This window comes from Hyphomonas sp. (genome assembly GCF_017792385.1).
GTDB lineage: Bacteria > Pseudomonadota > Alphaproteobacteria > Caulobacterales > Hyphomonadaceae > Hyphomonas.
Genome location: NZ_CP051230.1, coordinates 132,648 through 156,047 on the forward strand (window position 1 = coordinate 132,648; position 23,400 = coordinate 156,047).

Annotated in this window: 16 protein-coding genes and 1 pseudogene; 3 read left to right on the forward strand and 14 right to left on the reverse strand. The window is 60.7% G+C overall.

Going from position 1 to position 23,400, the window contains the following annotated elements; genetic code table 11:
- Positions 1–342: 342 nt before the first annotated feature.
- A complete protein-coding gene (locus tag HF955_RS00630; RefSeq protein WP_291077096.1) occupies positions 343–2,982 on the forward strand; it encodes a ribonuclease E/G in 2,640 nt (879 codons plus the stop codon).
- A gap of 76 nt (positions 2,983–3,058) precedes the next feature.
- Here the strand turns inward: HF955_RS00630 and HF955_RS00635 are convergent, their stop codons facing one another.
- The 9 genes from HF955_RS00635 to HF955_RS00675 all read right to left on the reverse strand — a co-directional run bounded on the left by HF955_RS00635 (position 3,059) and on the right by HF955_RS00675 (position 12,307).
- Positions 3,059–3,382 (reverse strand): hypothetical protein, encoded by a 324-nt coding sequence (locus HF955_RS00635; protein WP_291077097.1) that lies wholly within the window; start codon positions 3,380–3,382, stop codon positions 3,059–3,061.
- A 161-nt stretch (positions 3,383–3,543) separates the two neighbouring features.
- Positions 3,544–5,778 carry a 3-hydroxyacyl-CoA dehydrogenase NAD-binding domain-containing protein gene (locus tag HF955_RS00640; protein ID WP_291077098.1) on the reverse strand — a complete coding sequence of 745 codons (2,235 nt, stop codon included), beginning with the start codon at positions 5,776–5,778 and terminating at the stop codon, positions 3,544–3,546.
- Between the two features lie 28 nt (positions 5,779–5,806).
- Positions 5,807–6,556: a hypothetical protein gene (locus HF955_RS00645; RefSeq protein WP_291077099.1), complete on the reverse strand. Its 750-nt coding sequence runs from the start codon at positions 6,554–6,556 to the stop codon at positions 5,807–5,809.
- Between the two features lie 21 nt (positions 6,557–6,577).
- Positions 6,578–7,783 (reverse strand): acetyl-CoA C-acetyltransferase, encoded by a 1,206-nt coding sequence (locus tag HF955_RS00650; protein WP_291077100.1) that lies wholly within the window; start codon positions 7,781–7,783, stop codon positions 6,578–6,580.
- A gap of 27 nt (positions 7,784–7,810) precedes the next feature.
- Complete coding sequence (locus HF955_RS00655) at positions 7,811–8,239, reverse strand: PaaI family thioesterase (protein WP_027836628.1); 429 nt, start codon at positions 8,237–8,239, stop codon at positions 7,811–7,813.
- A complete protein-coding gene (locus HF955_RS00660; RefSeq protein WP_291077101.1) occupies positions 8,232–8,540 on the reverse strand; it encodes a hypothetical protein in 309 nt (102 codons plus the stop codon). Before HF955_RS00660 ends, HF955_RS00655 begins: the two co-directional genes overlap by 8 nt.
- Before the next feature lie 32 nt (positions 8,541–8,572).
- Positions 8,573–9,739 carry an acyl-CoA dehydrogenase family protein gene (locus HF955_RS00665; protein WP_291077102.1) on the reverse strand — a complete coding sequence of 389 codons (1,167 nt, stop codon included), beginning with the start codon at positions 9,737–9,739 and terminating at the stop codon, positions 8,573–8,575.
- A 186-nt stretch (positions 9,740–9,925) separates the two neighbouring features.
- Positions 9,926–11,710 (reverse strand): acyl-CoA dehydrogenase C-terminal domain-containing protein, encoded by a 1,785-nt coding sequence (locus HF955_RS00670; protein ID WP_291077103.1) that lies wholly within the window; start codon positions 11,708–11,710, stop codon positions 9,926–9,928.
- Positions 11,711–11,824: 114 nt separating this feature from the next.
- Positions 11,825–12,307 carry a MerR family DNA-binding transcriptional regulator gene (locus HF955_RS00675; RefSeq protein ID WP_291077104.1) on the reverse strand — a complete coding sequence of 161 codons (483 nt, stop codon included), beginning with the start codon at positions 12,305–12,307 and terminating at the stop codon, positions 11,825–11,827.
- Between the two features lie 220 nt (positions 12,308–12,527).
- Here HF955_RS00675 and HF955_RS00680 point away from each other — a divergent pair, with 220 nt between their 5' ends.
- On the forward strand, positions 12,528–15,908 hold the full coding sequence (locus HF955_RS00680; protein WP_291077105.1) for a peptidoglycan-binding protein: 3,381 nt from the start codon (positions 12,528–12,530) through the stop codon (positions 15,906–15,908).
- 12 nt (positions 15,909–15,920) lie between these two features.
- Here HF955_RS00680 and HF955_RS00685 read toward each other — a convergent pair whose 3' ends face one another.
- The 3 genes from HF955_RS00685 to HF955_RS00695 all read right to left on the reverse strand — a co-directional run bounded on the left by HF955_RS00685 (position 15,921) and on the right by HF955_RS00695 (position 19,078).
- Positions 15,921–17,192, reverse strand: coding sequence for an amidohydrolase family protein (locus HF955_RS00685; protein ID WP_291077106.1), 1,272 nt, complete (start codon positions 17,190–17,192; stop codon positions 15,921–15,923).
- A complete protein-coding gene (locus HF955_RS00690; protein WP_291077107.1) occupies positions 17,189–18,601 on the reverse strand; it encodes an amidohydrolase in 1,413 nt (470 codons plus the stop codon). The genes HF955_RS00685 and HF955_RS00690 overlap by 4 nt, the downstream gene beginning before the upstream one ends.
- 126 nt (positions 18,602–18,727) lie before the next feature.
- Complete coding sequence (locus HF955_RS00695) at positions 18,728–19,078, reverse strand: hypothetical protein (protein ID WP_291077108.1); 351 nt, start codon at positions 19,076–19,078, stop codon at positions 18,728–18,730.
- Between the two features lie 138 nt (positions 19,079–19,216).
- On the opposite strand from HF955_RS00695, the pseudogene HF955_RS00700 reads away from it, so the two are divergent.
- Positions 19,217–20,062 (forward strand): annotated as a pseudogene (locus HF955_RS00700) (acyltransferase family protein); the annotation flags it as partial.
- A 222-nt stretch (positions 20,063–20,284) separates the two neighbouring features.
- On the opposite strand, the gene gcvPB reads toward HF955_RS00700, so the two are convergent.
- Both gcvPB and gcvPA read right to left on the reverse strand, forming a co-directional pair.
- Positions 20,285–22,036: an aminomethyl-transferring glycine dehydrogenase subunit GcvPB gene (gcvPB, locus tag HF955_RS00705; RefSeq protein ID WP_291077109.1), complete on the reverse strand. Its 1,752-nt coding sequence runs from the start codon at positions 22,034–22,036 to the stop codon at positions 20,285–20,287.
- A complete protein-coding gene (gcvPA, locus tag HF955_RS00710) occupies positions 22,036–23,379 on the reverse strand; it encodes an aminomethyl-transferring glycine dehydrogenase subunit GcvPA (RefSeq protein ID WP_291077110.1) in 1,344 nt (447 codons plus the stop codon). The genes gcvPB and gcvPA overlap by 1 nt, the downstream gene beginning before the upstream one ends.
- Positions 23,380–23,400 lie beyond the last annotated feature (21 nt).

Consider the following 23,400-nt stretch of genomic DNA (forward strand, 5'->3'; position numbering starts at 1 on the left):
GGACACGTATTACACAGCTCGTGCGCCCATTTTGGTCTTTTCTTGGCCGTCAAAATTGGGCAGTATTATCTGGTAGTTGCCAATCAGGCCTACTGAGCAAGTTTCCCAACGTCGCGACAGCGATCCCGGCTTTACCGAAAAGGCAAGCGGGCGCCGCGCTCCGGAAAGCAGAGAAGATGTACGCGGGTGCAGTAGTCAAAACCGATATGCCTGTATTGCCCTTGGGGCAATCGGGTCGGCGTGACCGCACCCTCCCCCTTAATATTCAGACCGGCCTTGCGGCTGGCCTTCGGTGCGCTGGCGCATCCGGGGCTGCTGCGCCGGCTCAAAAGGTTCCTTTACATGAGCAAACTCATGCTAATCGACGCCTCGCACACGGAAGAGACCCGTGTCGCGATCGTCAACAATGGCCAGGTGGACGACTTTGACTTCGAAACCACTGGAAATGAACAACTTCGCGGAAATATCTATCTAGCAAAAGTCACACGCGTCGAGCCGTCCCTTCAGGCGGCCTTCGTGGAATATGGCGGCAATCGCCATGGCTTTCTCGCCTTCAGCGAGATCCACCCGGACTATTACCAGCTGCCCGCGGAAGACCGCGAGGCCTTGCTGCGCGAGGCCGCAGAAGAAGCGGCCGCACAGATCGAGGATGATGACGAGGACGACGAGGATCGCGCCTCTGATGAAGCCGACGATCTCGACAATGACGCCTCTGACGAAGAAACTTCGGATGACGGGGCAGATGACTCCGAGGAGTCCGGCGACGAGACCGAAGCGAAAGCCGAGTCTGCACCCCGCCGGAAAAAGGCGAGCCGCGCCTCGATCTCCAAGCGTTACAAGATCCAGGAAGTGATCCGGCGCCGCCAGGTCATGCTGGTGCAGGTCGTGAAGGAAGAGCGCGGCAACAAGGGCGCTGCCCTGACCACCTATTTGTCCCTCGCGGGTCGGTATTCGGTGCTCATGCCGAACACGCCGCGCGGAGGCGGGATTTCCCGCAAGATCGTGAATGGTGCCGACCGCAAGCGCCTGAAGTCGATCGTGTCTGAACTGGACGTGCCGGAAGGCATGGGCCTGATCGTGCGTACGGCCGGGGCCAAACGGACCAAGGCCGAGATCAAGCGCGACTATGAATATCTCTCGAAACTCTGGGAAACCATTGTCGAGAAAACACTCAATTCCGAGGCCCCGACCCTGATCAATGCCGAAGGCGGTTTGGTCCACCGGGCCATGCGGGACATGTTCGACAAGGAGATCGAGGAAGTCCTCGTCCAGGGCGAAGACGCCTATCGTGAAGCCAAGGACCTGGCCAAGCTCATCATGCCGAGCCAGTCCAAGAAGGTTCAGCAGTGGAAGGAAGAGGATCCGCTGTTCGTGGCCGAAGCCGTCGAGCAGCAGCTGGATTCGATCTATTCCCCCACCGTGCAACTGAAGTCGGGTGGCTATCTGGTCATCAACCAGACCGAAGCCCTCGTCGCCATTGACGTGAACTCGGGCAAGGCCACACGCGAACGCAATATCGAGCAGACTGCCCTGCGCACCAATCTGGAAGCGGCTGAGGAAGCCTGTCGCCAGATGCGCCTGCGGGATCTGGCCGGACTGATCGTCATCGACTTCATCGACATGGACGAGAACAAGAACAATCGGGCTGTCGAGAAAAAGCTCAAGGAACACCTGAAAGTGGACCGGGCCCGGGTCCAGCATGGCCGTATCTCGCAATTCGGACTGATGGAAATTTCCCGCCAGCGCCGCCGCCAGGGCGTGTTGCAGGCAACCTCCGATCCGTGTGAGGCCTGTAACGGCACCGGCCGGCGCCGGTCGATCCCGTCGGCCGCGTTGCAACTGATCCGCGCAATCGAGGCACGCTCCTCCATGGGCGGCCTGAAGGCCATTTCAGTCAAGGCGCCGACTGATGTCGCGCTCTACCTGTTGAACAACAAGCGCGAAGCCCTGATCGAGGTCGAGCGCAAGGCCGGTTTCGCGGTCTCGATCCATTCCTCGGAAGACATGCTCCCGGGCGATTTCGTGATCGATGCAGAGCGAGACCCGAACAGCAAGCCAAAGAAACGCAAGCCCCCGCGCTCGCTCGCCAAGCCGACCAAACAGGTCGTCAGCGAGGATGACGAGGTCGATGAGGAGACCGCCGAAACCACATCTGAACAGGATGAGGACTCTTCCGGCGGTCGCCGCAAGCGCCGTCGTCGCAGAGGGGGACGCGGCCGGAAGCAGGATGCCGCCGAAACGCAGGGCGACGAGGCCCAGGCAGATGCCGACGAGCCCTCCGATGACGAAGACGACAGCGGAGAGGCCACTGCCGATTCCGGAGACGGTGACTCAGAGGATGGCGCGCCTCGCAAGCGCCGCCGCCGGGGCCGTCGCGGAGGCCGCCGGCGGCGCCGGTCTTCCGAAAACCGCACCGAGGCAGGCGACGAAGCGCCCACCGATGGCGGCGCCTATCTGGACGGCCTCGCTGCGAGCGCTGCGGAAATGCTGGACGATTTTCCGCCGAGCGAAGCGAAAGTGAGCGAACCGGAACCTCACACCGCGCAAGATGCGGTGACAGACGAGGCATCTGCTGACAGCCCCGACTCGGCCGATACGCCCGAAGCGCAGGCAGACACCGTGGCGGAAGACTCGCCCGCAGACGCCAGCGCCGAGGAGAAGCCGGCCAAACCGAAGCGGACCCGCCGGTCCCGCGCGAAAAAGAAGGATACGGGCGAGACCACTGAATCGGCGGAGACGACCGAGGCAGACGCGCCATCCGAAGCGGAGGGTGCACCGGAGGCAGACAGTTCGCCTGCAAAGGAAACCGCACCGGAACCTGTCTCTGAAACCCCGGCTGAGCCGGACCCGGCGCCTGAACCCGAAGCCGAACCGGCAATGGCCGAATCAGAACCCGCCAAGGCAGAGCCCGCGAAAGAGGCGGCCCCCGCCAAGAAGCCGGGCCCGAAACGCACCGGCTGGTGGTCCCGCGCAAAGCGCTAGGCTAGTCATTGAACCACATAGAAAAGGCCGGAGCAGACATGCTCCGGCCTTTATTGCGTTCACGCCAAAAAATTCGTTACGCGCTGCACCCTTTGTCATCGTAGATGCCCATCAGATGGGTGCGACGCTTTTCTACCAAATCCTGTGCCTTGTCGGCATCCATGTAATTCCCGACCGCCGCAGGCCAGAACAGAACGACCGCCGCCACATTGGCGGTGTTGACGCCTTTATTGTCGTCGGCTTCGTTCATCACTTCATCCAGATTGACGAACTCTCTTTCGAGTTCTGCGCAAGACAGCTTCTGGTCTCCTGGCTGCACCGTGCTGACTTTTGTCGTCGACGTGCACGCGGCTGCTGCAAACAAAGCTACGCCGCATCCTGCGAGCAGGATTTTTCTCATGGAATTTCCCCCTTGGTTTCCCCGCGATCAGGATTGATCGCGAAGGAGATATTTCCCGCTTCGGTTGCCAAGGTCAACAAATAAAAAGACCGGTCTCGAAATAATCGAGACCGGTCCTCTCAATATTCGTCCAAACGACGAAAATGTTTGGCGATTGGCCTTTACGCCGCCGCTTTCTCTGCTTTTCCGGCTGGCGGGAAGCGATCGTAGAAGCCTTCGCCTTTCTCGGCCATGTCGCGCAGCAGGGCTGGCGGCTCGAACCGCTCGCCATATTTCGCGGCAAGACGGTCCGCTTCGGCGACGAACTCCTTGATGCCCCAGACGAGGTCGACATAGGAACAGCAGCCGCCGGTATAGGGCGCGAAGCCCCAGGCGAGGATCGAGCCAATATCCGCATCGCGCGCATCTGTGATGACGCCTTCCTCGAAGCAACGGGCCACTTCGATGGCCTGACGGACGAGGAAACGGTTCTTCAGATGCTGCTTCAGGTCCGGCGGGCATTCGTCCACCTTCACCTCAAGACGGCTGTTCAGGTCGGGCCAGAGACGTTCCGGCTTGCCCTTCTCATTATAGTCGTAGAAGCCCTTGCCAGCCTTGCGCCCGACGCGCTCCTGATCCTCGACCAGCCATGCCAGGAATTGCGTACGGTCATCAGACTGCAGGTCGATACCCGCTGCTTCGGCCGTGGCGCGAGTCACTTTCAACGCCGTGTCGAGGCCAACGGAGTCGGACACCTCCAATGGGCCCATCGGCATGCCGGACTGGCGTCCGACATTCTCGATGATCGCCGGCTTGATGCCTTCCGACAGCATTTCCATGCCTTCGCGTGTATAGGTGCCGAAGCAACGGGACGTGTAGAAGCCGCGGCTGTCATTGACGGCGATCGGCGTCTTGCGAATGGCCAGGACATAGTCAACGGCCTTGGCGAGCGTGGCTTCGCTGGTCTTCTCACCGCTGATGATTTCGACAAGCCCCATACGCTCGACCGGCGAGAAGAAGTGAATGCCGATGAAGTTTTCCGGACGCTGGGACGCCTCGGCGAGGCCCGTGATCGGCAGCGTCGACGTGTTGGAACCGAAGACGGCGTCCTCGTCCAGAACGTCTTCGGCCATCTTGGTGATCTTGGCCTTCAGTTCGACATTCTCGAACACGGCCTCAATGACCAGGTCGGCTCCCTTGACGTCGTCATAATTGTCGGTCGTGGTGATCAGGTCGAGCAGCGCGTCGCCCTTCTCCTTGGTGGACTTGCCTCGCGAAACGGCCTTCTCGACGAGACGGCGGGAATAGTCCTTGCCCTTCTCGGCGTTCTCTTTCGAGACATCAACCAGTACCGTCGGAATGCCGGCCTTGGCCTGCACATAGGCGATCCCTGCCCCCATCAGGCCGGCGCCGATCACGGCGATCTTCTTGAACTCCGTCTTCGGATAACCTGCCGGACGGTTGCCGCCCTTGGACAGTTCCTGCATCGACAGGAACAGCGACCGGATCATGGCTTTCGCCTCCGGGCGTTGCTGCGTGTTGATGAAGTAGCGCGTCTCGATCCGCAGGCCGGCATCAATCGGTACCTGAATGCCTTCATAGATGCAGGACAGGATGTTCTTCTGGGCGGGATAATTGCCATAGGTCTTGGCCATCAGCATGGCATTGGACATGGTCGCAACCTGCCCGGCGCCCGGATGACGGTGGACGACGCCGCCGGGGACCTTGAAGCCTTTCTCATCCCACGGGGCCTTGGCATTCGGGTTCGCCTTGACCCAGGCTTTCGCCTTGTCGACGGTTTCCGCAGAGGGAGCAAGCTCCTGCACCACGCCCATGGCGAGCGCCTTCTCCGCATTGAAGCTTTCGCCCTGAAGGATCAGCGGCAGCGCCGCCTGAACGCCGACAAGACGCGGCAGGCGCTGTGTGCCACCTGCGCCCGGCAGAAGGCCGATCTTGGCTTCCGGCAGGCCAAACTGCAGCTTTGGATTGTCGTTCGCCGCAACGCGGTAATGACAGGCCAGCGCCACTTCGAGGCCACCGCCAAGCGCCAGGCCGTTCAGCGCGACCGCCACCGGCTTGCCGCACGTCTCCAGCTCACGCAGCGTCTTGTTGAGCGAGAAGCCGCGCTCGAACTGTGCCTTCTTCAGCTCTGCCTCGGACATGTCCGAGGCACTTTTGCCGCCGCCCGCGCTTTCATTCATCTCGCCCAGATCCGCCCCTGCGCAGAAGCCGCTGGGTTTGCCCGAAGACAGGACCAGGCCCTTGATGGAATCGTTGGTGGCAACTTCCTTGGAGATGGCGATGATGTCGGCGACGGCTTTCGCCGTCAGCGTGTTCATGCTGCGGCCCGGCACGTCGAAACTTGCGTGCGCAATGCCGTCGCTGTCGACGTCCCAACCGAATGTTTCGAGTTTCATGATTGTCTCCTTGAACAGGTAAATCTTGTCAGAGTGCAGGCGCCTCGTTCGAGGCACCCGCGGTGTGAGTTTCCGAATTTGTGATCCCCAGACGGATGATCATAACTTTTTGCCAGACTTTTTGAGACAGCGATGCCGTCAGGTCCTCGATTTCGTTGACAGTGTCGGCCACAGCAGAGTCATTGAGCGTCTGCACATACAATGCGGCCAACTTCCCCGTCAGCGACAGCATCTCTGCACAATAGTCGAGGTACCGAATGAGTTGAAACACAGTCAAATCCCGCTCTGGCGAGGATTTCGTGCGCTGATAGAGATTGAGCGGCGACACTGGATCCTTCGTCAACTGATGCATGTCAATCACGTGGGCGATGGAGCGAAGCTGGTGCAGTCCTTTCAAGGCCTGCTCCCGCTTGATACGCGTCTCTAGGTTCAACAGAAACCAAACGCCCGCACTCACGAGCAGTGTGATATTGACGATCGCCTCAACACCTTCAAAGCTGTAGATCTCACCCGGATTATTGGTCAGCAGGCGCACTTTCTGGAAAATTCCCCAGCCAATCATCACCAAGCCCGCGGCCAGCACAAGGCCAACCAGCGTACGAAGGCGCACATGCGGGTGGGAAATTTCCTGAAGGTTCGCCTGTTGCTGTCTCGAAATCTGCAAAAGCTCGGCGCACACATTTGATATCCCCCGATCAGGAAAGCGTTCGGTTACCCTCGCTTGCAAGCGCGAGAGCGTGTCCGAAATCTTCTCATGATCGAGCTGGGTGTAAGGCATGCGCCGGCTCCTGGGGCTTTGCTAGACCCGTTCGATGATCGTGGCGGTGCCCATGCCGGCGCCGACACACAGCGTGACAAGGGCCGTTTCCTTGCCGGAGCGTTCCAACTCGTCGACCATCGTGCCGAGGATCATGCCGCCGGTCGCGCCGAGCGGGTGGCCCATCGCAATGGCGCCGCCATTCACGTTCATCTTCTCGTGCGGGATATTGAGGTTCTGCATCATCAGCAGAACGACCGATGCAAAGGCTTCGTTCAGCTCGTACAGGTCGATGTCACCAACTTCCATGCCGGCCTTCTTCAGCACCTTCTGGGTCACATAGGTCGGTCCGGTCAGCATGATGCCCGGCTCGGAACCGATGGAGGCCATGGCGCGAACGCGAGCACGTGGCTTCAGGCCAAGCGCCTCGCCCATTTCCTTCGATCCGAACAGCACTGCCGAGGCCCCATCCACGATGCCGGATGAGTTGCCGGCATGGTGCACATGGTTGATGGCTTCCAGTTCCGGGTAACGCTGCTTGATGACTTCATCGAAGCCCATGGCGCCCATTCCAGCGAAGGACGGGTTCAACGCAGCGAGCGACTGCATGTCCGCATCCGGGCGCATATGCTCGTCATGATCCAGTTGGACGCCGCCCATCTGGTCCTTCACCGGAACGATGGACTTGGCAAAGCGGCCTTCCTTCCAGGCGGTCGCTGCGCGCTTCTGGCTCTCGACCGCAAAGGCGTCCACATCATCGCGCGAAAAGCCATATTTGGTGGCAATCGTGTCAGCGCCGATGCCTTGCGGTGCGAAGTATGTCTTCAGCGCAACTTGCGGGTCGGAAGACCACGCGCCGCCGGACGCGCCCATGGGCACGCGGCTCATGCTCTCGACACCACCGCCAATGGCCATGTCGGCTTCTCCGGTCATCACCTTTGCGGCGGCCATGTTGCAGGCTTCCAGGCCAGAGGCGCAGAAACGGTCGATCTGCACGCCGGCTGTCGTTTCGGCATATTCGGCATTGAGAACGGCAACGCGGGCGATGTCCGCGCCCTGCTCGCCCACCGGGCTGACGCAGCCAAGTACGACATCGTCGACCTTGGACGTGTCCAACTCGTTCCGGTCACGGATGGCCTGGAGAACTTGCGTTGCGAGGCTGAGCGAGGTGATCTCGTGCAGCGATCCGCTTTTCTTGCCTTTGCCGCGGGGCGTACGCACCGCATCGTAGATATAGGCTTCAGTCATTGGAGAGGCTCCTTCTAAAACGAAAAATCATGTTGCCGGTTTCAAGACCGGATTGAGCGTGAGGCTCGCGGTGGAGCGGGCCGCTTCCTTGCCGCGAGAATCGAACAGTTCAGCTTCCGCAAACAGCATCGCGCGACCGACATTTCTCAAGCGCGCTGTCACCTCGATCACGCCCTTGCGGACCGGGCGCAGGAAATGAGTATGCAGATCAACCGTCGACGGCAGCTTTGTCTTCCCCGCCTTCATTCCGGCGAGCATGCCGATTGTATCATCCATCATGGCCACGAGATAGCCGCCCTGAATGACGCCGGCGGGGTTGCAGAACTCCGGACGGCCCTCGAAGCGCACCCGCGTCGTCAATGCCGTCATGTCCAGCGCGAGGAGTTCAAAACCGAGCGAGGTTGACGACGGGCTCGGCGTCGGAAAAACGTCGCGGATGAGATCGCGGTCAGGCATGCCCACCCTCTTTACGCGCAAGGATCTCGCGAAGTCTGCACTCAGGATCCTTGTCTCGGGAGACTATTTCGATTTCCGCGTCGGTCAGTCCGGCGGCGCGCAGCTTCTTGATCGACGACATGTAGACCCGATACGACACAAGCATCACCACACCGAACACGAGTGCAATTCCCGCAAGGCTCAAATGTATGGGCAGTCCGGCAATCCTGGATTCCGAAAACGGCTGAACAACAGACAGGCCGAGGTTCACGGCAATTACCGCAACCGCAAGTCCCAACCATGTCAATCCGTTCTTCATCACCCTTCCTGTCTACGCCTGGCCTGACCGATCCACTACAATGTCCGCGCAATCAGCATTTTCATGACTTCGTTTGCGCCGCCATAAATGCGCTGGACACGCGCGTCCGCATACATCTGCGCGATCGGGTACTCATCCATATAACCAAAGCCGCCATGAAGCTGCAGGCATTCATCGATGATCTTGCATTGCAAATCCGAAATCCAGTATTTCGACATGGACGCCGTGGATGCATCCAGCTCCTCTTTCAGCAGGCGCTCCGTACAGTGATCGGCAAAGACCTTTGCTACGGTTGCCTCGGTCTTGCATTCCGCCAGTTTGAACTGGGTGTTCTGAAAGTCGAAAATGGTCTGGCCGAACGCCTTGCGTCCCTTGACGTATTCCACGGTCTCGTGGATCGCGCGTTCGATCATGCCGACGCCCTGAAGGCCGATGATATGACGCTCCTGCGGCAACTTCTGCATCAGCTGGATGAAGCCCTTGCCCTCCACTTCGCCCAAAAGGTTGGACGCCGGGACGCGCACATCGTCAAAGAACAACTCAGACGTGTCTGCCGCATGCTGGCCGACCTTTTCCAGGTTCCGGCCACGGCGGAAACCTTCCACCTTGTCAGTCTCGACCGCGATGATGGATATCCCCTTGGCGCCTTGTGTCGGGTCGGTCTTCACACACAGCAGGATGAGGTTTGCTGTCTGACCGTTCGAAATGAAGGTTTTGGATCCATTGATGACATAGTCGTCACCGTCGCGCTTGGCCGTGGTTTTCATGCCTTGCAGGTCAGAACCTGCGCCCGGCTCGGTCATGGCAATGGCGGTAACCAGATCGCCGGAACAGATGCCCGGCAGCCAGCGGCGCTTTTGCTCCTCGGTGCCATAGGACACGACATAGGGCGCGATGATCGCATTGTGCAGCGTGATGCCAAATCCGTCGACGCCCTTCCACTGCTGCTGTTCGATGATGATGGCTTCGTGCCGGAAATCTCCGCCGGCTCCGCCGTACTCTTCCGGGACAGACGCGCCCAGCAGGCCCATTTCGCCGGCTTTCTTCCAGACCTCCATCGGGACGATTCCGTCCTTGCGCCATTGCGGAACATGCGGCACGCATTCCTTCTCGAAGAACTGGCCGACGGCATCCGAGAAAATCTCGAGCTCTTCGTCCTGGCGCCAAGCTGCCTTCGGGACGTCTAGGGGGCTGGCCTGCATTCTGTTCCTCCACTTCTCACGCGAACTCTGGTTGCCGCTTACGTTCACGTAAACATGTAACGACGCCTGAACAGGATTCCCAGCCCTCTCCCAACGTCAAAACCGCGAGAATTGCATGAATTTTTTGTGTGACCGCGCGCAAGGCCCAGTACGGGGCCTCGCGCGCTGTCCAGATATGTCTGGCGCCTAGAACGCCTCGGCTGGCAACGCCATCATCGTCTTGGCCCCGGTCTTCACCTTTGCCAGATGCGCCGCGCCATCCGGCACCATCCGGTCGAGGAAATAGTGGCCCGTTGCCAGCTTTTCTTCATAATAGGGATCGCCTTCTGCCTTCTTGTCCAGCGCGATCTTCGCCATCTTGGCCCACATCAGTGCCAGCCCCGTCAGGCCAAAGAGATGCAGGTAATCATGGCTGGAAGCGCCGGCATTGTTGAAATCGGTCATGCCGTTCTGCATCAGCCAGGTCGTGGCCTCCTGCAATTGCCCCTTCAAGGTTGTGAGCCCTTCGGCAAAGGGCGTCAGGTCCGCATCGCCTTCAATTGAACTGACGAACTCGTCCACTTCCGCGAAGAAGCTGAACACTGCGCGCCCGCCATTTGCCGCCAGCTTGCGGCCCACAAGGTCCAGCGCCTGAACGCCATTCGTTCCCTCATAGATCAGCGTGATCCGGCAATCGCGGACAAACTGCTCAAGACCCCACTCCTGCGTGAAGCCCGAACCGCCATGCAGCTGAAGGGCCTGATTGGCTTTCTCAAAGCCCATATGGGTCAGATAGGCCTTGATGACCGGCGTCAGCAGAGCCATGTAATCGCCCGCCTTTTCGCGCACTTTCTCGTCCGGAGACTTGTGCTGCAGGTCACCCTGGAAAGCCGTCCAGTAGGTCAGCGCCCGGGCGCCTTCGATGAAGGCCTTCTGGTCCATCAGCATACGGCGCACATCCGGATGCACGATGATCGGGTCGGCAGGCTTGTCCGGCGCCTTGGGGCCCGTCAGGGACCGGCCCTGCAGGCGGTCCTTCGCGAAATCCACTGCGTTCTGATAGGCAATCGAGGCCTGCGCGAGCCCCTGCAGGCCAACGCCGAGACGCGCTTCGTTCATCATCACGAACATGGTGCGCATGCCCTTGTGCTCTTCACCGACCAGCCAGCCGGTCGCACCGTCATAATTCATGACGCAGGTCGCATTGCCGTGAATGCCCATCTTCTCTTCCAGGCCGCCACAGGAGCAGGCATTGCGCTCGCCCAAAGTGCCATCCTCATTGACGAGGAATTTCGGTACAACGAACAGTGAGACGCCCTTGATTCCGTCCGGCGCCCCCTCGATCCGGGCCAGAACCAGGTGAATGATATTCTCGGTGAGATCCTGCTCGCCACCGGAAATCCAGATCTTCTGGCCGGTGATCTTGTAGGAACCATCCCCCTGGGGCACGGCCTTCGTCTTCATCAGGCCGAGATCGGTGCCGCAATGCGGCTCGGTCAAATTCATCGTGCCAGCCCATTCGGCTGAGGCCATTTTCGGACCGTACTTGGCCTTCAGCTCTTCCGAGCCCCCAGCCATCAGCGCCTGAAAAGCGCCATGTGTCAGGCCTGGATACATGCCGAAGGCCATGTTGGCGGAGGAGACCATCTCGGTCCACGCAATGTTGACGACGTGCGGCAGCCCCTGGCCGCCCATTTCCGGCTGGGCCGACAAAAGCGGCCAGCCATTCTCGACCAACTGCTTGTAGGCTTCCGGAAAGCCGTCCGGCGTCTTCACGCTGGCATCATCATGGCGAACGCATCCCTGCTTGTCGCCGACCGTGTTCAAGGGGAACAGGACTTCCTTTGCAAACTTGCCGCCTTCGTCGAGAATGGCATTGACGAGGTCCGGCGTGGCCTCCTCGAAACCCGGCAGGTTCGAATAATTCTGGATTTGCAGCAGGTCCTGCAGGATGAATTGCATGTCGCGGATTGGCGCGTCGTAGCGGGGCATGGTGTGCTTCCTGTCAAATAGTATTCGGCGACGGGCCGATGTGGCCACAATCGCCGGAATGAAAACACCCCACCAAACGGAAGCCTGGCGGGGCGGGACAAATCATGATGACGCTCAGACTTCGTCGAGCTGTCGGCGGGCAATCTCGTCATACGCCGCCAGCTGTCGCTTATTTTCGTCAGACGGGCCGGTATTGGCGATCTGCGTTTCCAGCCAGGCAATGCCCTTGCGCAATTCGGTCAGGGCCGTGTCGATATCACCGCGTTGGATTTCCAGCTCCTTCACCTGCTTGCGAAACTTTTCGAGCGACATGCGCATTTGCGCCCGCTGCCCGTCATCCAGAACATACAGGTCAAGGATTTCCCGGATATCCGCCAAAGGCAGGCCGAGTCGCTTCAGCCGGACGATGATCGTCAGTCGCGCCCGATCCCGGTTCGAGTAGACGCGGGTCATACCGTCCCGGGCCGGGTGCAGCATGTCCTTGTCCTCGTAGAATCGCAGCGCGCGTGGCGTCACGCCGAACTCGCGAGCAAGCTCGGAAATTGTGTAGGTGCGGGAGTCCGCAGCGGAAATCTTGGAGAGCTTGTTGGTCATCATGCGACAAATCTAGATCACGGCTTACGCGAACGTCAACGTAAACTTTTTCCGAGAGCGGTTTTCCCCCTCTGCAAAAGGGGCAGAGTTACCGGATTTACCGGTTTTCTTTACCTTTAACCTGCCCTTAATCCGGCACCTGTCATCACCGATGCTGAAAGTGAAGGAATCCGCCCGCGCAGTTAATGATTGCCGGGCAAGCCAGCGTGCTAGGAGAGCGATGATGAGCCAGACGGGGCCCTGGAGCGTCAAGGGGATTGACCAACGCGCGCGTGATGCTGCGCGCGAGGCAGCACATGCTGAAGGCATTACGCTCGGCGAATATCTCAACCGCCTGCTGATGTCTGTTGAACCGCCGCGCCCCAATGAAGTGGCCTATCCGTTCGAGAATCGCCGCCCGGCACCGAACGCCGCCAATGACACGCTCGACAAGCTCACGCGCCGCATCGAAGCCACCGAGGCGCGTTCAACGCTCGCGATCACGGGCATGGACCATACGATCCTCGGACTGGTCGCGCGACTGGAAGACGCCGAGGACAATGCTTCTGCTGTGGCCGGCCGGGTCGATGGCCTGATCGAGGAATTGCAGGAAACCTATGCCGCCCTGCAGGACAAGGTGCGCAAGCTCGAAGAAGACGATGGCGCCCGCGAGAACCTCGACGCGCTGAAATCCCTCGAACAGGCGCTCGGCAAACTCGCCAGCCATGTCTTTGAAGAGAACGAACTCGCGCAGAATGAAGTCCAGGCCATCAAGGGCCGCGTCGAGACCGGATTTTCGGAACTGACTGACCGTGTCGAAGGCATGGAAGTGAAAGTCGAGAAGACACTGTCGGACGCTGCGACACGCGTTGAAACTGCCGTGAACGAAGCTGAACTGCGTGCAGAGGGCAAGGCGCGCGATCTCGCCGACCGGCTGTCCGACCTCGAGACCCATGTAAACCTTAAGCTTTCTGCCTCAGACGCCTCCGACGAACGCCTCGCTCGGGTCGAGGCACGCGTCACTGACTCCCTCCAGACGCTCGAAAACACCCTGTCCCAAACCCAGGACCGCCTGAACCGCGCGGAATCCACAACAGACGCCGCCCTTCTGAGCCTCGAATCCACGTTCAACAGTCTCGATGAGAAGATCGACACGCTTTCTAGATCGGTCGAACCGGATCTAGCCAGCAAGCTTCGCGCGGAGTTCGAGGCGCGCTTCGATGAGATCATGGCCAGTGTCCGCAGCACGGTCGACACCACTCGCCACGAACTGGCTGAAGAGATTTCCCGCGCAGCAGCGAATACGAATGAGGGCGCCCTTGAGACCCTCAAGTCGGATCTCGAAGAGGTTCGCGCCCAGGTCTCGACCGGACAAGAGCGTCAAACGAACGACATGGACAAGGTCTCGAGCGAAATCGAACGTATTGGCGGCATGGTCGGCGACCGCATGGAAGCCTTTGGCGAACAGCTCGACGAACGCGTAAACGCCAGCGAGCAGCGCACGGCAGAGGCGATCTCTCAGATTGGCGACCAGGTGGCCTCGGTTGCCGGTCGCCTTCAGGCCCGTCAGGACAAGGCGCTTCAGACGCTGGCCACCGAGATTGACGAGAACCGGAAGCGGGCCGAGGCCAACCTGTCGGACGCCATCAACAACATGTCTGATCGACTGGAGCGGATGCAGACGCAAACGTCAGCGTCCCTGTCACCCGTGCAGAAGGCCATGGCCTCACTGGCTACACGGCTGGAACAGCTTGAGGATTCGATGTCGGCAGGTTCTGCGACGGACCCCGATCCTCTGAGCACGTCGCTGAGTGACGATTTCGTTGCAACGGCCGACTTGATCGACACTTTCGAGAGTGACCCGTCCGACGCCGACTTCCTGATGGACGAAACGGAGTCGTCCTTCGAACCGGGCCTTCCGGAAGCAGACGAAGTTGACGCTGTCGCAGATGAATTCGAGGAAATCGAACTCGCGCCCGAGACACCGGATGAAAACGAAGACCACCCCGTCGACGAGGTATCACGATCGAGTGCCTATACCGAGGACTTCGCCCTTTCTGACGAGGACTTCGACGAAGAAGCCGGTCTCGACGACGCAGAGGACGATTTCTACGAACCCTTCCCGGAAGAAACAGAAACCCTGTCAGCCGAAGAGTCCGATCCGTTCGACGATTTGGGTGTTTATGACGACAGTCACACCGAAGCGCGCGAGTCCGACATCTTCGAGGATGACGAATTCGATCTTGCTGCAAACACGGTCGAGGATCCCGCAGCCTTCTTCGAGCCGGATACAGAAACAGAGAGCGAAGAGGCTCCAGACGCTGATACGGTCGACAGCGACTATATGGACATGGCGCGCAAGGCAGCCATTGCGGCGTCTTCTGGCCGCTCCGCTTCACCCTCTCGCCAGGTCGCAAGCCCTGAGCGCCGTGCAGCGACGGACAAGCCCTTTGGCGGGCGCCTTCCGCTGTATGCTGCTGCCTCGGCTGTCGTGATCACCGGCGCTGCAGTTGGTGGCTATCTCTATCTGCGCGGCAAACAGGACCCGGCCCCCGTGGCAGCCCTGCCAGGCACTGAAATTGTCTCGGCTGCCACCGCCGAAATGCCGGAACCTCAGCAAACCGCCGAGATCGAGGAAGGTATGGATGCCATCCTGTTTGATGAGGATGCCGCGGCCACGACCACAGAAACCGAGATCGAAGACAGCACAACCGCCGCGACTGAAGCCGCTGCCATGGTTGATGCTGTTGACGCCGCGAGCGTCCAGCCGCCGAAACTCGCCGCCGCACAGATCGTGCCGGCGCCCGCTTATGCGCCCATTCCGGAAGTGGCATCGCTCGAAGCGGAATCGGCAGCAGGCAATGCCGTCGCAGAATATCAACTGGCTCAGCAATACCTGGCGGATGGAAACCTCCAGGAAGGCGCTGATCTGATGCGGCGTGCGGCAGAACAGAACCTGCCGATTGCGCAGTACATGCTCTCGAAACTGCACGAGCGCGGTACTGGCGTGCCGAAGGATCTGACTCTGGCACGTGAATGGACCGAAAAGGCCGCGATTGGCGGAAACGTCAAAGCCATGCACGATCTGGCTGTATTCATGGCCGAAGGGGACGGCGGACCGCAGACCTATGCCGGCGCCGTGGAATGGTTCCGCAAGGGCGCAGAATACGGCATCGTGGACAGCCAGTACAATCTGGGCGTGCTCTACGAACAAGGCCTTGGCATCAGCCAGAACAATACCGAAGCCCTGTACTGGTTCATGATCGCCGCACGCAATGGCGACGCCGGCGCACCGGCCAAAGTCATGGAATTGAAAGCCAAGGTGGCACCGGAAGCTGCAGCTCTTGCGCAATCACAATCCGACTCGTGGACACCTTCCCGTGCCAACGGACCAGCAAATGGCCGTTTCGGCCTTCAGGCCTGGGATATGGGGAATCCGGCGCAGGTGATGGCCACCCAGATCGCACTGAAGGAACTGGGGTACGGTATCGATGCGGCTGATGGTGACATGGGCCCGCAAACGGCTGGCGCACTTCGCGAGTTCCAGAAAGTTCATGCCCTGCCGGTCACGGGTACGATCACGCCGGACGTGATCGAAACCCTGAACGCCAAGGTGGCCGGGTAAGGGGTCGCCTGCCTACGGCCGCGAATAGGCACGCGGCCGTTCGGCCTCATCAAGGCTGAGATACCGGTCACGCAAACGCGTCTGGCGCGATTCCAGCGAAGCCTGTTCCCCGCCAATGAGAATGGCCACCGGCGCGGACACGACCTCCAGCGGGTCACCATCCCAGGCCACGACGTCTGCGCGGGCGCCCGGCGCGATCCGGCCATATCCGGTCAGCCCGAATATGTCGGCTGGCGCACTGGTCAATGCAGCCAGCGCATCGTCGAAAGACAAGCCGTTCGCAACCGCGTTGCCAGCCAATTGGGTGGCCAAGCGGGCCTGATGGCTGCCATCGCCAACATTGGCAATCGCAAACTGCACGCCGGCATCGGCCAGGCGGGCTGCATTCTCCGACGTGGCAGCCAGTTGTTCGAACGAAGACGGCAGATTGGAAAAGGCGTTGATGATGACCGGGATCTGCAACTCGGCAAGACGGGGCGCCACGCGCCAGGCTTCATCCGCTCCCACAATGACGATCTTCAGGGACGGATCTTCTTCCGAAAGATCCATGATTGCATTCAGGTCACTGGCCCGGCTGGCCTGAATGACCAGCAATTGCTGGCCACGGGCGGCCGGTGCAAAGGACTGCGCATCGACACGGCTCAGAACGGCCCCTTCATTGTGGGCCAGGTATCGGGCTGGAAAGCCTCTCGCATCGTCCAGCGCGGCGCGCAGTACGGTCATCGCCGACTGGCGGGACCCACCGGCCAGCCCCGCCCCGGCCTCACCCAGCTTGATGAAGGCAAATGCGCGTTCGGAAACTTCGGAGTCCAGATCGCCACTGGCGTCCGCAATGAAGCCCTGGCCTGCAAACAGGGAACTGCCCGTGTTGGGGGCCACGACAAGGCGCGTGAACCCTTCGATCCGCGTGATATCAATGGCCGTGGCGTCCGGATTGAACCCGTCAGCCGCGTTTAACGCAGCCGAGAACGGGGATGTGGCGGCCATCGTGTCATTGGTGGAATCCTCAGCGCCGACTTCGACAAGTCCGGTCCGTGAGAACGCGGCGATGAGGCCGGGGGTGACCCAGGGCGCAGAAATCTCGGTCGCATCATCCGGAACTTCGAGGCTGGCACCGCCCACGGATACGATGCGGTCATCCTCGATCACGATCACACCGTTCTCGATAGTGCCCTGCGCCGTGCCGGTCCAGACGGTCTCGCCGCGCACCACGAACGTTTCGGCAATGGCCGGCGCCGTGGCCAGACTGATGGCGGCCACGCTTGAAATGAGTGAGCGGATCATTTGCGATCTCCTTCGCCAGGCTGGCCGATTTCGAAGTCCATTACGGGATTTGTTTCCGGATGGTCGCGGTCAAACATCAAAGCGCCATCAATGAAGACCTGATCGGCCTTGGTGTAGACGCTGAACGGATCGCCGGACCAGATCACGATGTCGGCCATCTTGCCGGGTTTCAGGCTGCCGGTCCGGTCATCGATTCCGAGAGATTTTGCAGGGTTGAGGGACAGCCAGGTCCAGACCGTTTCCTTTGGAATGTCGATGCCGGCTTTCCGTCCGTCCGACCAGGCTTTCGCGGCCTCCTGGTTCAGGCGCTGAATGCCGACATCGCTGTCGGAATGCACGATTGCGCATGCCCCGGCATTGTGAACCATCGGGATGTTTTCACGCACCCCGTCATAGGCTTCCATCTTGAAGCCCCACCAATCCGCCCACATGGACGAACAGGCGCCATAATCGGCCAGCTTGTCGGCAATCTTGTAGCTCTCGACAGCATGGTGGAAGGCCGTGACCTTGTAGCCGAACTCCTTCGACATATCCATGATCTGGGCCATTTCGTCCGCACGATAACAGTGCATGTGAACGAGAATGTCGCCACTGAGCACACCTGCCAGCGTGTCGAGTTCAAGGTCGCGCGCCGGGGGCTCGCCGCCTTGGGAGTCATACTTTTCCCATTTGCGCTTGTACTCGGCCGCCTTGATCCAGGCCTGCCGATATCCGGCGACATTGCCCATGCGCGAGTATGGGGCACCGCCCGGGAAACGCCCTCCACCATAGCCGTAGACGCGTTTCGGGTTTTCGCCGCAGGCCATTTTCAGGGTGTAGGGGGCATCCGGGAACTTCATGCCCTGAACCGTGCGGCTCGGCACATTCTTCAGGATCACGCCGCGGCCGCCGAACAGGTTGGCGCTGCCCGGAAGCACCTGCAATGAGGTGATGCCGCCAGCAAGCGCGCGGGTGAACCCCGGATCCTGCGGCCAGACGCCGTGTTCCGACCAGACTTCTGCCGTCACCGGCGCCGAGATTTCGTTGCCGTCTCCATGAGCGCTCACGCCCGGCGAAGGATAGACCCCCAGATGACTGTGATTGTCGATGATGCCGGGCGTTACCCAACGGCCTGAAGCATCAATGATTTCAACACCTTCAGGCGCCTCCAGATCCGTGCCGATGGCAGTGATCAGGCCATCCTCGACCAGGATGTCTCCGCTCTCGATCAGATTGCCTTCGCCATCCAGAATGTTGGCGCCTGCGATCAGGACCGGCTCGTTTGGATAGGGCGTATAGGTGGAAGGATAGGGATTGCGGTCGAAGGCCGCCGCCTTTTCGTCGGTGTCACCCGTCTCCTTGCCGCTGCCACATGCCGAAAGTAGTAGCGCCGCCGCGCAGGCGGTTGCCAGCCCGTAGAATGTCCGCATTGGTTGTCAGCCCCGTGTCTGATTTGATTACGGGCATAGTGCGGACAATTCCGTGCGCTTCAAGCCCTGTTCCCGCGACACATGGACAGTTTCAGCAGGTTTCAGCGCGTTTCAGGCAATCCCGTTTCATCCATCGCGCATGGCCGGGTATTTCTTGTCGCGTCCGAACACCAGTCTCATCAGCCAGTTGGGCGCGAACCGTTCGACCCGGGGGTGACGGTCAAGCACGCTTTCCATCCAGCGGCGGCCCCAGACCGCATTGCGGCCGAGCAGCACGACGCCGACGATGGCGATCGGCAGGCCGACCGGAATGATGGGCGTGAGGAATGCGATCGGTATGGCCACCGCGATCATGATCAGTCCCGTCAGGGCGAGAATCTGCCGAAATGCGGTGTTCACGCCGTGTCGCAGCGTGCCAGCCGGTTTCACCGCCGCCTGCGGCTGTTCCAGATCGGATATGTTCTCGTCGTCGGCCATCGCTGGGAATATGGTGCAGGAAAATTGAGACGCCAGACCTATCATCAGGTTGTGGTCAAAGTCTGTCCACTGCGTTACCCGATTGCTACAAGCGGCATTTCCTTGCTGTCATGGACGGCAACTTGTCTAGAGGACGGCATGAAACTTCAGTCCATCCAGATCCTGCGCGGCATCGCGGCATTGCTGGTCGTCGTCTACCATATCCGCGCCATGGAAGTGCTGGCCATCGGCAAGAACGGGCTGCAGGAATTGCCGCTGCTGAACGGCTTCGTCACCAATGGCTATGCCGGTGTGGACCTGTTCTTTGTCATTTCCGGCTTCATCATGGTCTATGTGACCGACGGCATGAAGGCCGGGCTCCGGTCGAGCCTTGATTTCCTCTTCGCCCGCGTCACCCGGATCTATCCGCTCTGGTGGATATTCGCGGCGATCATGACGGGCATGTTCTTCATCTACAATGATCTTGGTTCCAGCCCCGGATGGCAGCGGGTCAGCCAGGGCCAGGAAACTGTGCCGTTCCTGGTGAAATCCTTCTTCCTCGTGCCGCAGAATGCCCATCCCGTTCTGGGCGTGGGCTGGACCCTGGTGCACGAGGTCTACTTCTATCTCGTCTTCACTTTCATCCTGCTGTTGCCGCGCCGCATCTGGCCCTGGGTCCTGCTGGCCTGGGGCGGCGCAATTGCCGGCGGCACCCTGCTGGGCTTCACAGAACCCTTCGGGGCGGACCTCCGATCGCTGGCCTTCTATCCCATGACCATGGAATTCATCATGGGCGCGGTGGTCGGCCTGCTGGTCACGTCCGGCATCCGGTGGCGCAGCGGCCTGATGACGATTGCCGCCGTCATGTGGCTGATGGCATCGCTGGGCCTGCAGGGCATTGATGACGCTAATCTGATGATGTGGGGACGGGTCTTCTGGTTCGGCCTGCCCTGCACGCTGCTCGTCTATGGCTTCGCCACGCTGGAATTGTCCCGCCGTCAGGCCTGGCTGATCCCGGCCGGCATGGGCGCCCTTGTCGCGGGACTGGTCAGCCTCGGCTACAACCAGCTCGACACCGCGTCGTGGAATGCGCGTGTTGCGGCCACGCTGATGTCTGCCATTGTCGGCACCCTGGCCATGGGGGCTGTGTTCTGGGCCGGCTGGCTCGGCGGACAGACCCATCCCGCCCGCATTCAGGCGATGGCCCCCGGCTTCTCGCGCATCCATTCAGGTCTGGCCCGGGTCGGCGACTGGTCCTTCTCGCTCTATCTCTGCCACCCGATCATCCTGGCCCCCGTCCGGCTGACCTTTGGCGAACTCGGCAAGGTGCCGGTCCTGGCCCCGGTGTTCCAGGCCGGTCATCCCGGTCTGATCGACAACATCCTGCTGCACCTTGTCTCGCTGACGATCTGCCTGATCGTGGCCGCGATGACGTATCGCTTCATCGAACGCCCGATGATCATCGGCTTTGCGAAGGCCCGGGGCTTCCTCTTCCGGCGCGAGATATGGCGCGCCTTTCAGCGTCTCGTCGCCCTGCGCGGCGCGGCGGGCAATCGACTCTAGCGAATCACAGAACCGGTCGAGTTCCGCCTTCGATTCCGACTCGGTCGGCTCGATCAGCATCGCCCCGTGCACCACGAGCGGGAAGTACATCGTCATCGGATGATAGCCTTCATCGATCAGCGATTTCGCAATGTCGATGGTCTCGATCCCGTCCGCCGTGAAGGCATCAGAGAACAATGCCTCATGCATGCAATAGCCCTCAAAGGCCGGGGTCATTACGGATTTGAGGCGGGCCTGAATATAGTTCGCGTTGAGGACCGCATCCTCAGACGCCTGTTTCAGGCCGTCCGCGCCGTGGCTGAGCATATAGGTCAGCGCCCGGACGAACATGCCCATCTGGCCGTGAAAGGCCACCATCCGGCCGAAGCTCTCGCTGGCTTCCCCCTCGACATCCTCAATCAGACGGAAATTGCCATCCTCGTCCTTCACGACGAACGGCACGGGCGCGTAGGGCGCCAGCGCATCGGACAGGACGGTCGGGCCTGAGCCGGGCCCGCCACCGCCATGCGGGGTGGAGAAGGTCTTGTGCAGATTGATGTGCATCGCGTCGACGCCGAGATCGCCGGGACGGACCCGTCCGACAATCGCATTGAAGTTTGCGCCATCGCAATAGAAGTATCCGCCCGCCGCGTGGATCAGGTCGGCGATCTCCTTGATGTCGGATTCGAACAGGCCGCATGTATTGGGATTGGTCAGCATGATGCCGGCAATGTCGTCAGACTTTTCGAGTTTCGCCTTCAGCGACTCCATATCCACCCGGCCGCGGGCATTGGCCTTGATCTCGTCCACGATGAAGCCGCACTGAACCGCTGTCGCCGGATTCGTTCCGTGGGCGGAGGCCGGCACCAGGACGCGCTTGCGGGTCTCGGCCTCGCCACGCGCGACCAGCGCTTGGCGGATCGCCATCATGCCGCAGAATTCACCATGTGCCCCGGCCTTGGGGCTCATCGCGACGGCCGGCATGCCGGTCAGCGTCTTCAGCCAGGTGGCCAGTTCGTCAATCAGTTCCAATGCCCCCTGCACGGTCGCCTGCGGCTGCAGCGGATGGATGTCCGCAAAGCCCGGCAGGCGCGCCAGTTTTTCATTGAGGCGCGGATTGTGTTTCATCGTGCAACTGCCCAGCGGGAACAGGCCGAGATCGATGGCATAGTTCTTCTGGCTGAGGCGCATATAGTGGCGCACCGTCTGCGGCTCCGACAGACCCGGCAGGCCGGTTGCCTGCTTGCGTGCGACGCCGCCAAGACGGCCGGTGCGGTTCTTCGGCTTCGGCAGGTCAACACCGGTCGTGTCTTCCGTGCCGATCTCGAAGATCAGGCCCTCAGCCTGCAACAGGCCTTTCGATCCGGACACAGTGTCCACGGACTGGCTGGCAGATGATACGGGAGATGTCGGGCGGCCTTGTGTATTCATGGTCATCAGATGATCTCCTTCAGGGCGGCGGCGTAGGCGGCAATGTCTTCCGGTGTCGTGCATTCGGTGGCGGCGCAAATAATCACGTCACCCATATGCCCATCGGGGAAGAGGCGGCTGGCGCGGACGCCGCCGACCACGCCGGCTTCATCCAGCATGGCCAGAACGGCTTCGGCATCCATCGGGGTGCGGAAAGCAAACTCGTTGAAGAAACGCGGCGTCAGGATCTCAACGCCCGGCACAGCCTCCAGCGCGTCTGCGAGATCGCAGGCGGCCTCATGGTTCAACAGGGCCAGTTGCTCTAGCCCCTTGCCGCCCAGCAGTGTCATATGCGCCGTGAAGGCCAGCGCGCACAGGCCGGAATTGGTGCAGATATTGGAAGTCGCCTTGTCACGGCGGATATGCTGTTCCCGCGTCGACAGAGTCAGCACGAACCCGCGATCCCCATTCGCGTCCACAGTCTCACCGCACAGGCGCCCCGGCATCTGCCGCACCAGTTTTTGCGTACAGGCAAACAGGCCGACATAGGGCCCGCCGAAATTGAGGCCGTTGCCGATGGATTGGCCCTCGCCCACGGCGATGTCCGCCCCCATCTCTCCGGGCGGCGTGACGAGGCCCAGCGAAACAGCTTCGGTGAAGACCGACACAAGCAGAGCGCCTTTTTCATGGGCTGCCTCTGCGGATTTCGAGAGGTCAGTCACGGTTCCGAAAATGTTCGGGCTCTGGCCGATCACGCAAGCCGTCTGGTCGTCGACCGCGTCGGCCAATGCGTTTTCCTCATCCACGGCCACTGGCAGCTGGACGACTTCAAACCCCTGTGCCTCGCACACCATTTTGGTAGCGGTGGCATAGTGCGGGTGCAGACCACCTGACAGGATCACCTTTTTCCGGCGCGTCACACGGGTCGCCATGATGGCCGCCTCGGCGCAGGCCGTCGAGCCATCATACATGGAGGCGTTCGCCACATCCATTGCGGTCATCGCGGCGACCTGGGTCTGGAATTCGAACAGGGTCTGCAGCGTGCCCTGTGCAATTTCCGGCTGGTAGGGCGTGTAGGTTGTCAGGAATTCAGAGCGCTGGATCACCATGTCGACCGTCGCGGGGACATGGTGCTTGTAGGCGCCTGCGCCGACAAAGAACGGTCCGGACGATGCCGAGCGGTTCTTCGCAGCGAGTTTCGTCATGTGACGCTCAACGGCGAGTTCCCCCTGATGGTCCGGCAGGCCGGTAATCGTTCCGCTCAGCCGGGCGGATTCCGGAACGTCCGTGAAGAACTCATCGACCGATGCGGCGCCGATGGTCGACAACATGGCCGCGCGGTCTTCCGGGGTCAGGGGGAGATATCTCATACTAGCTACTCCGTCAGAGTC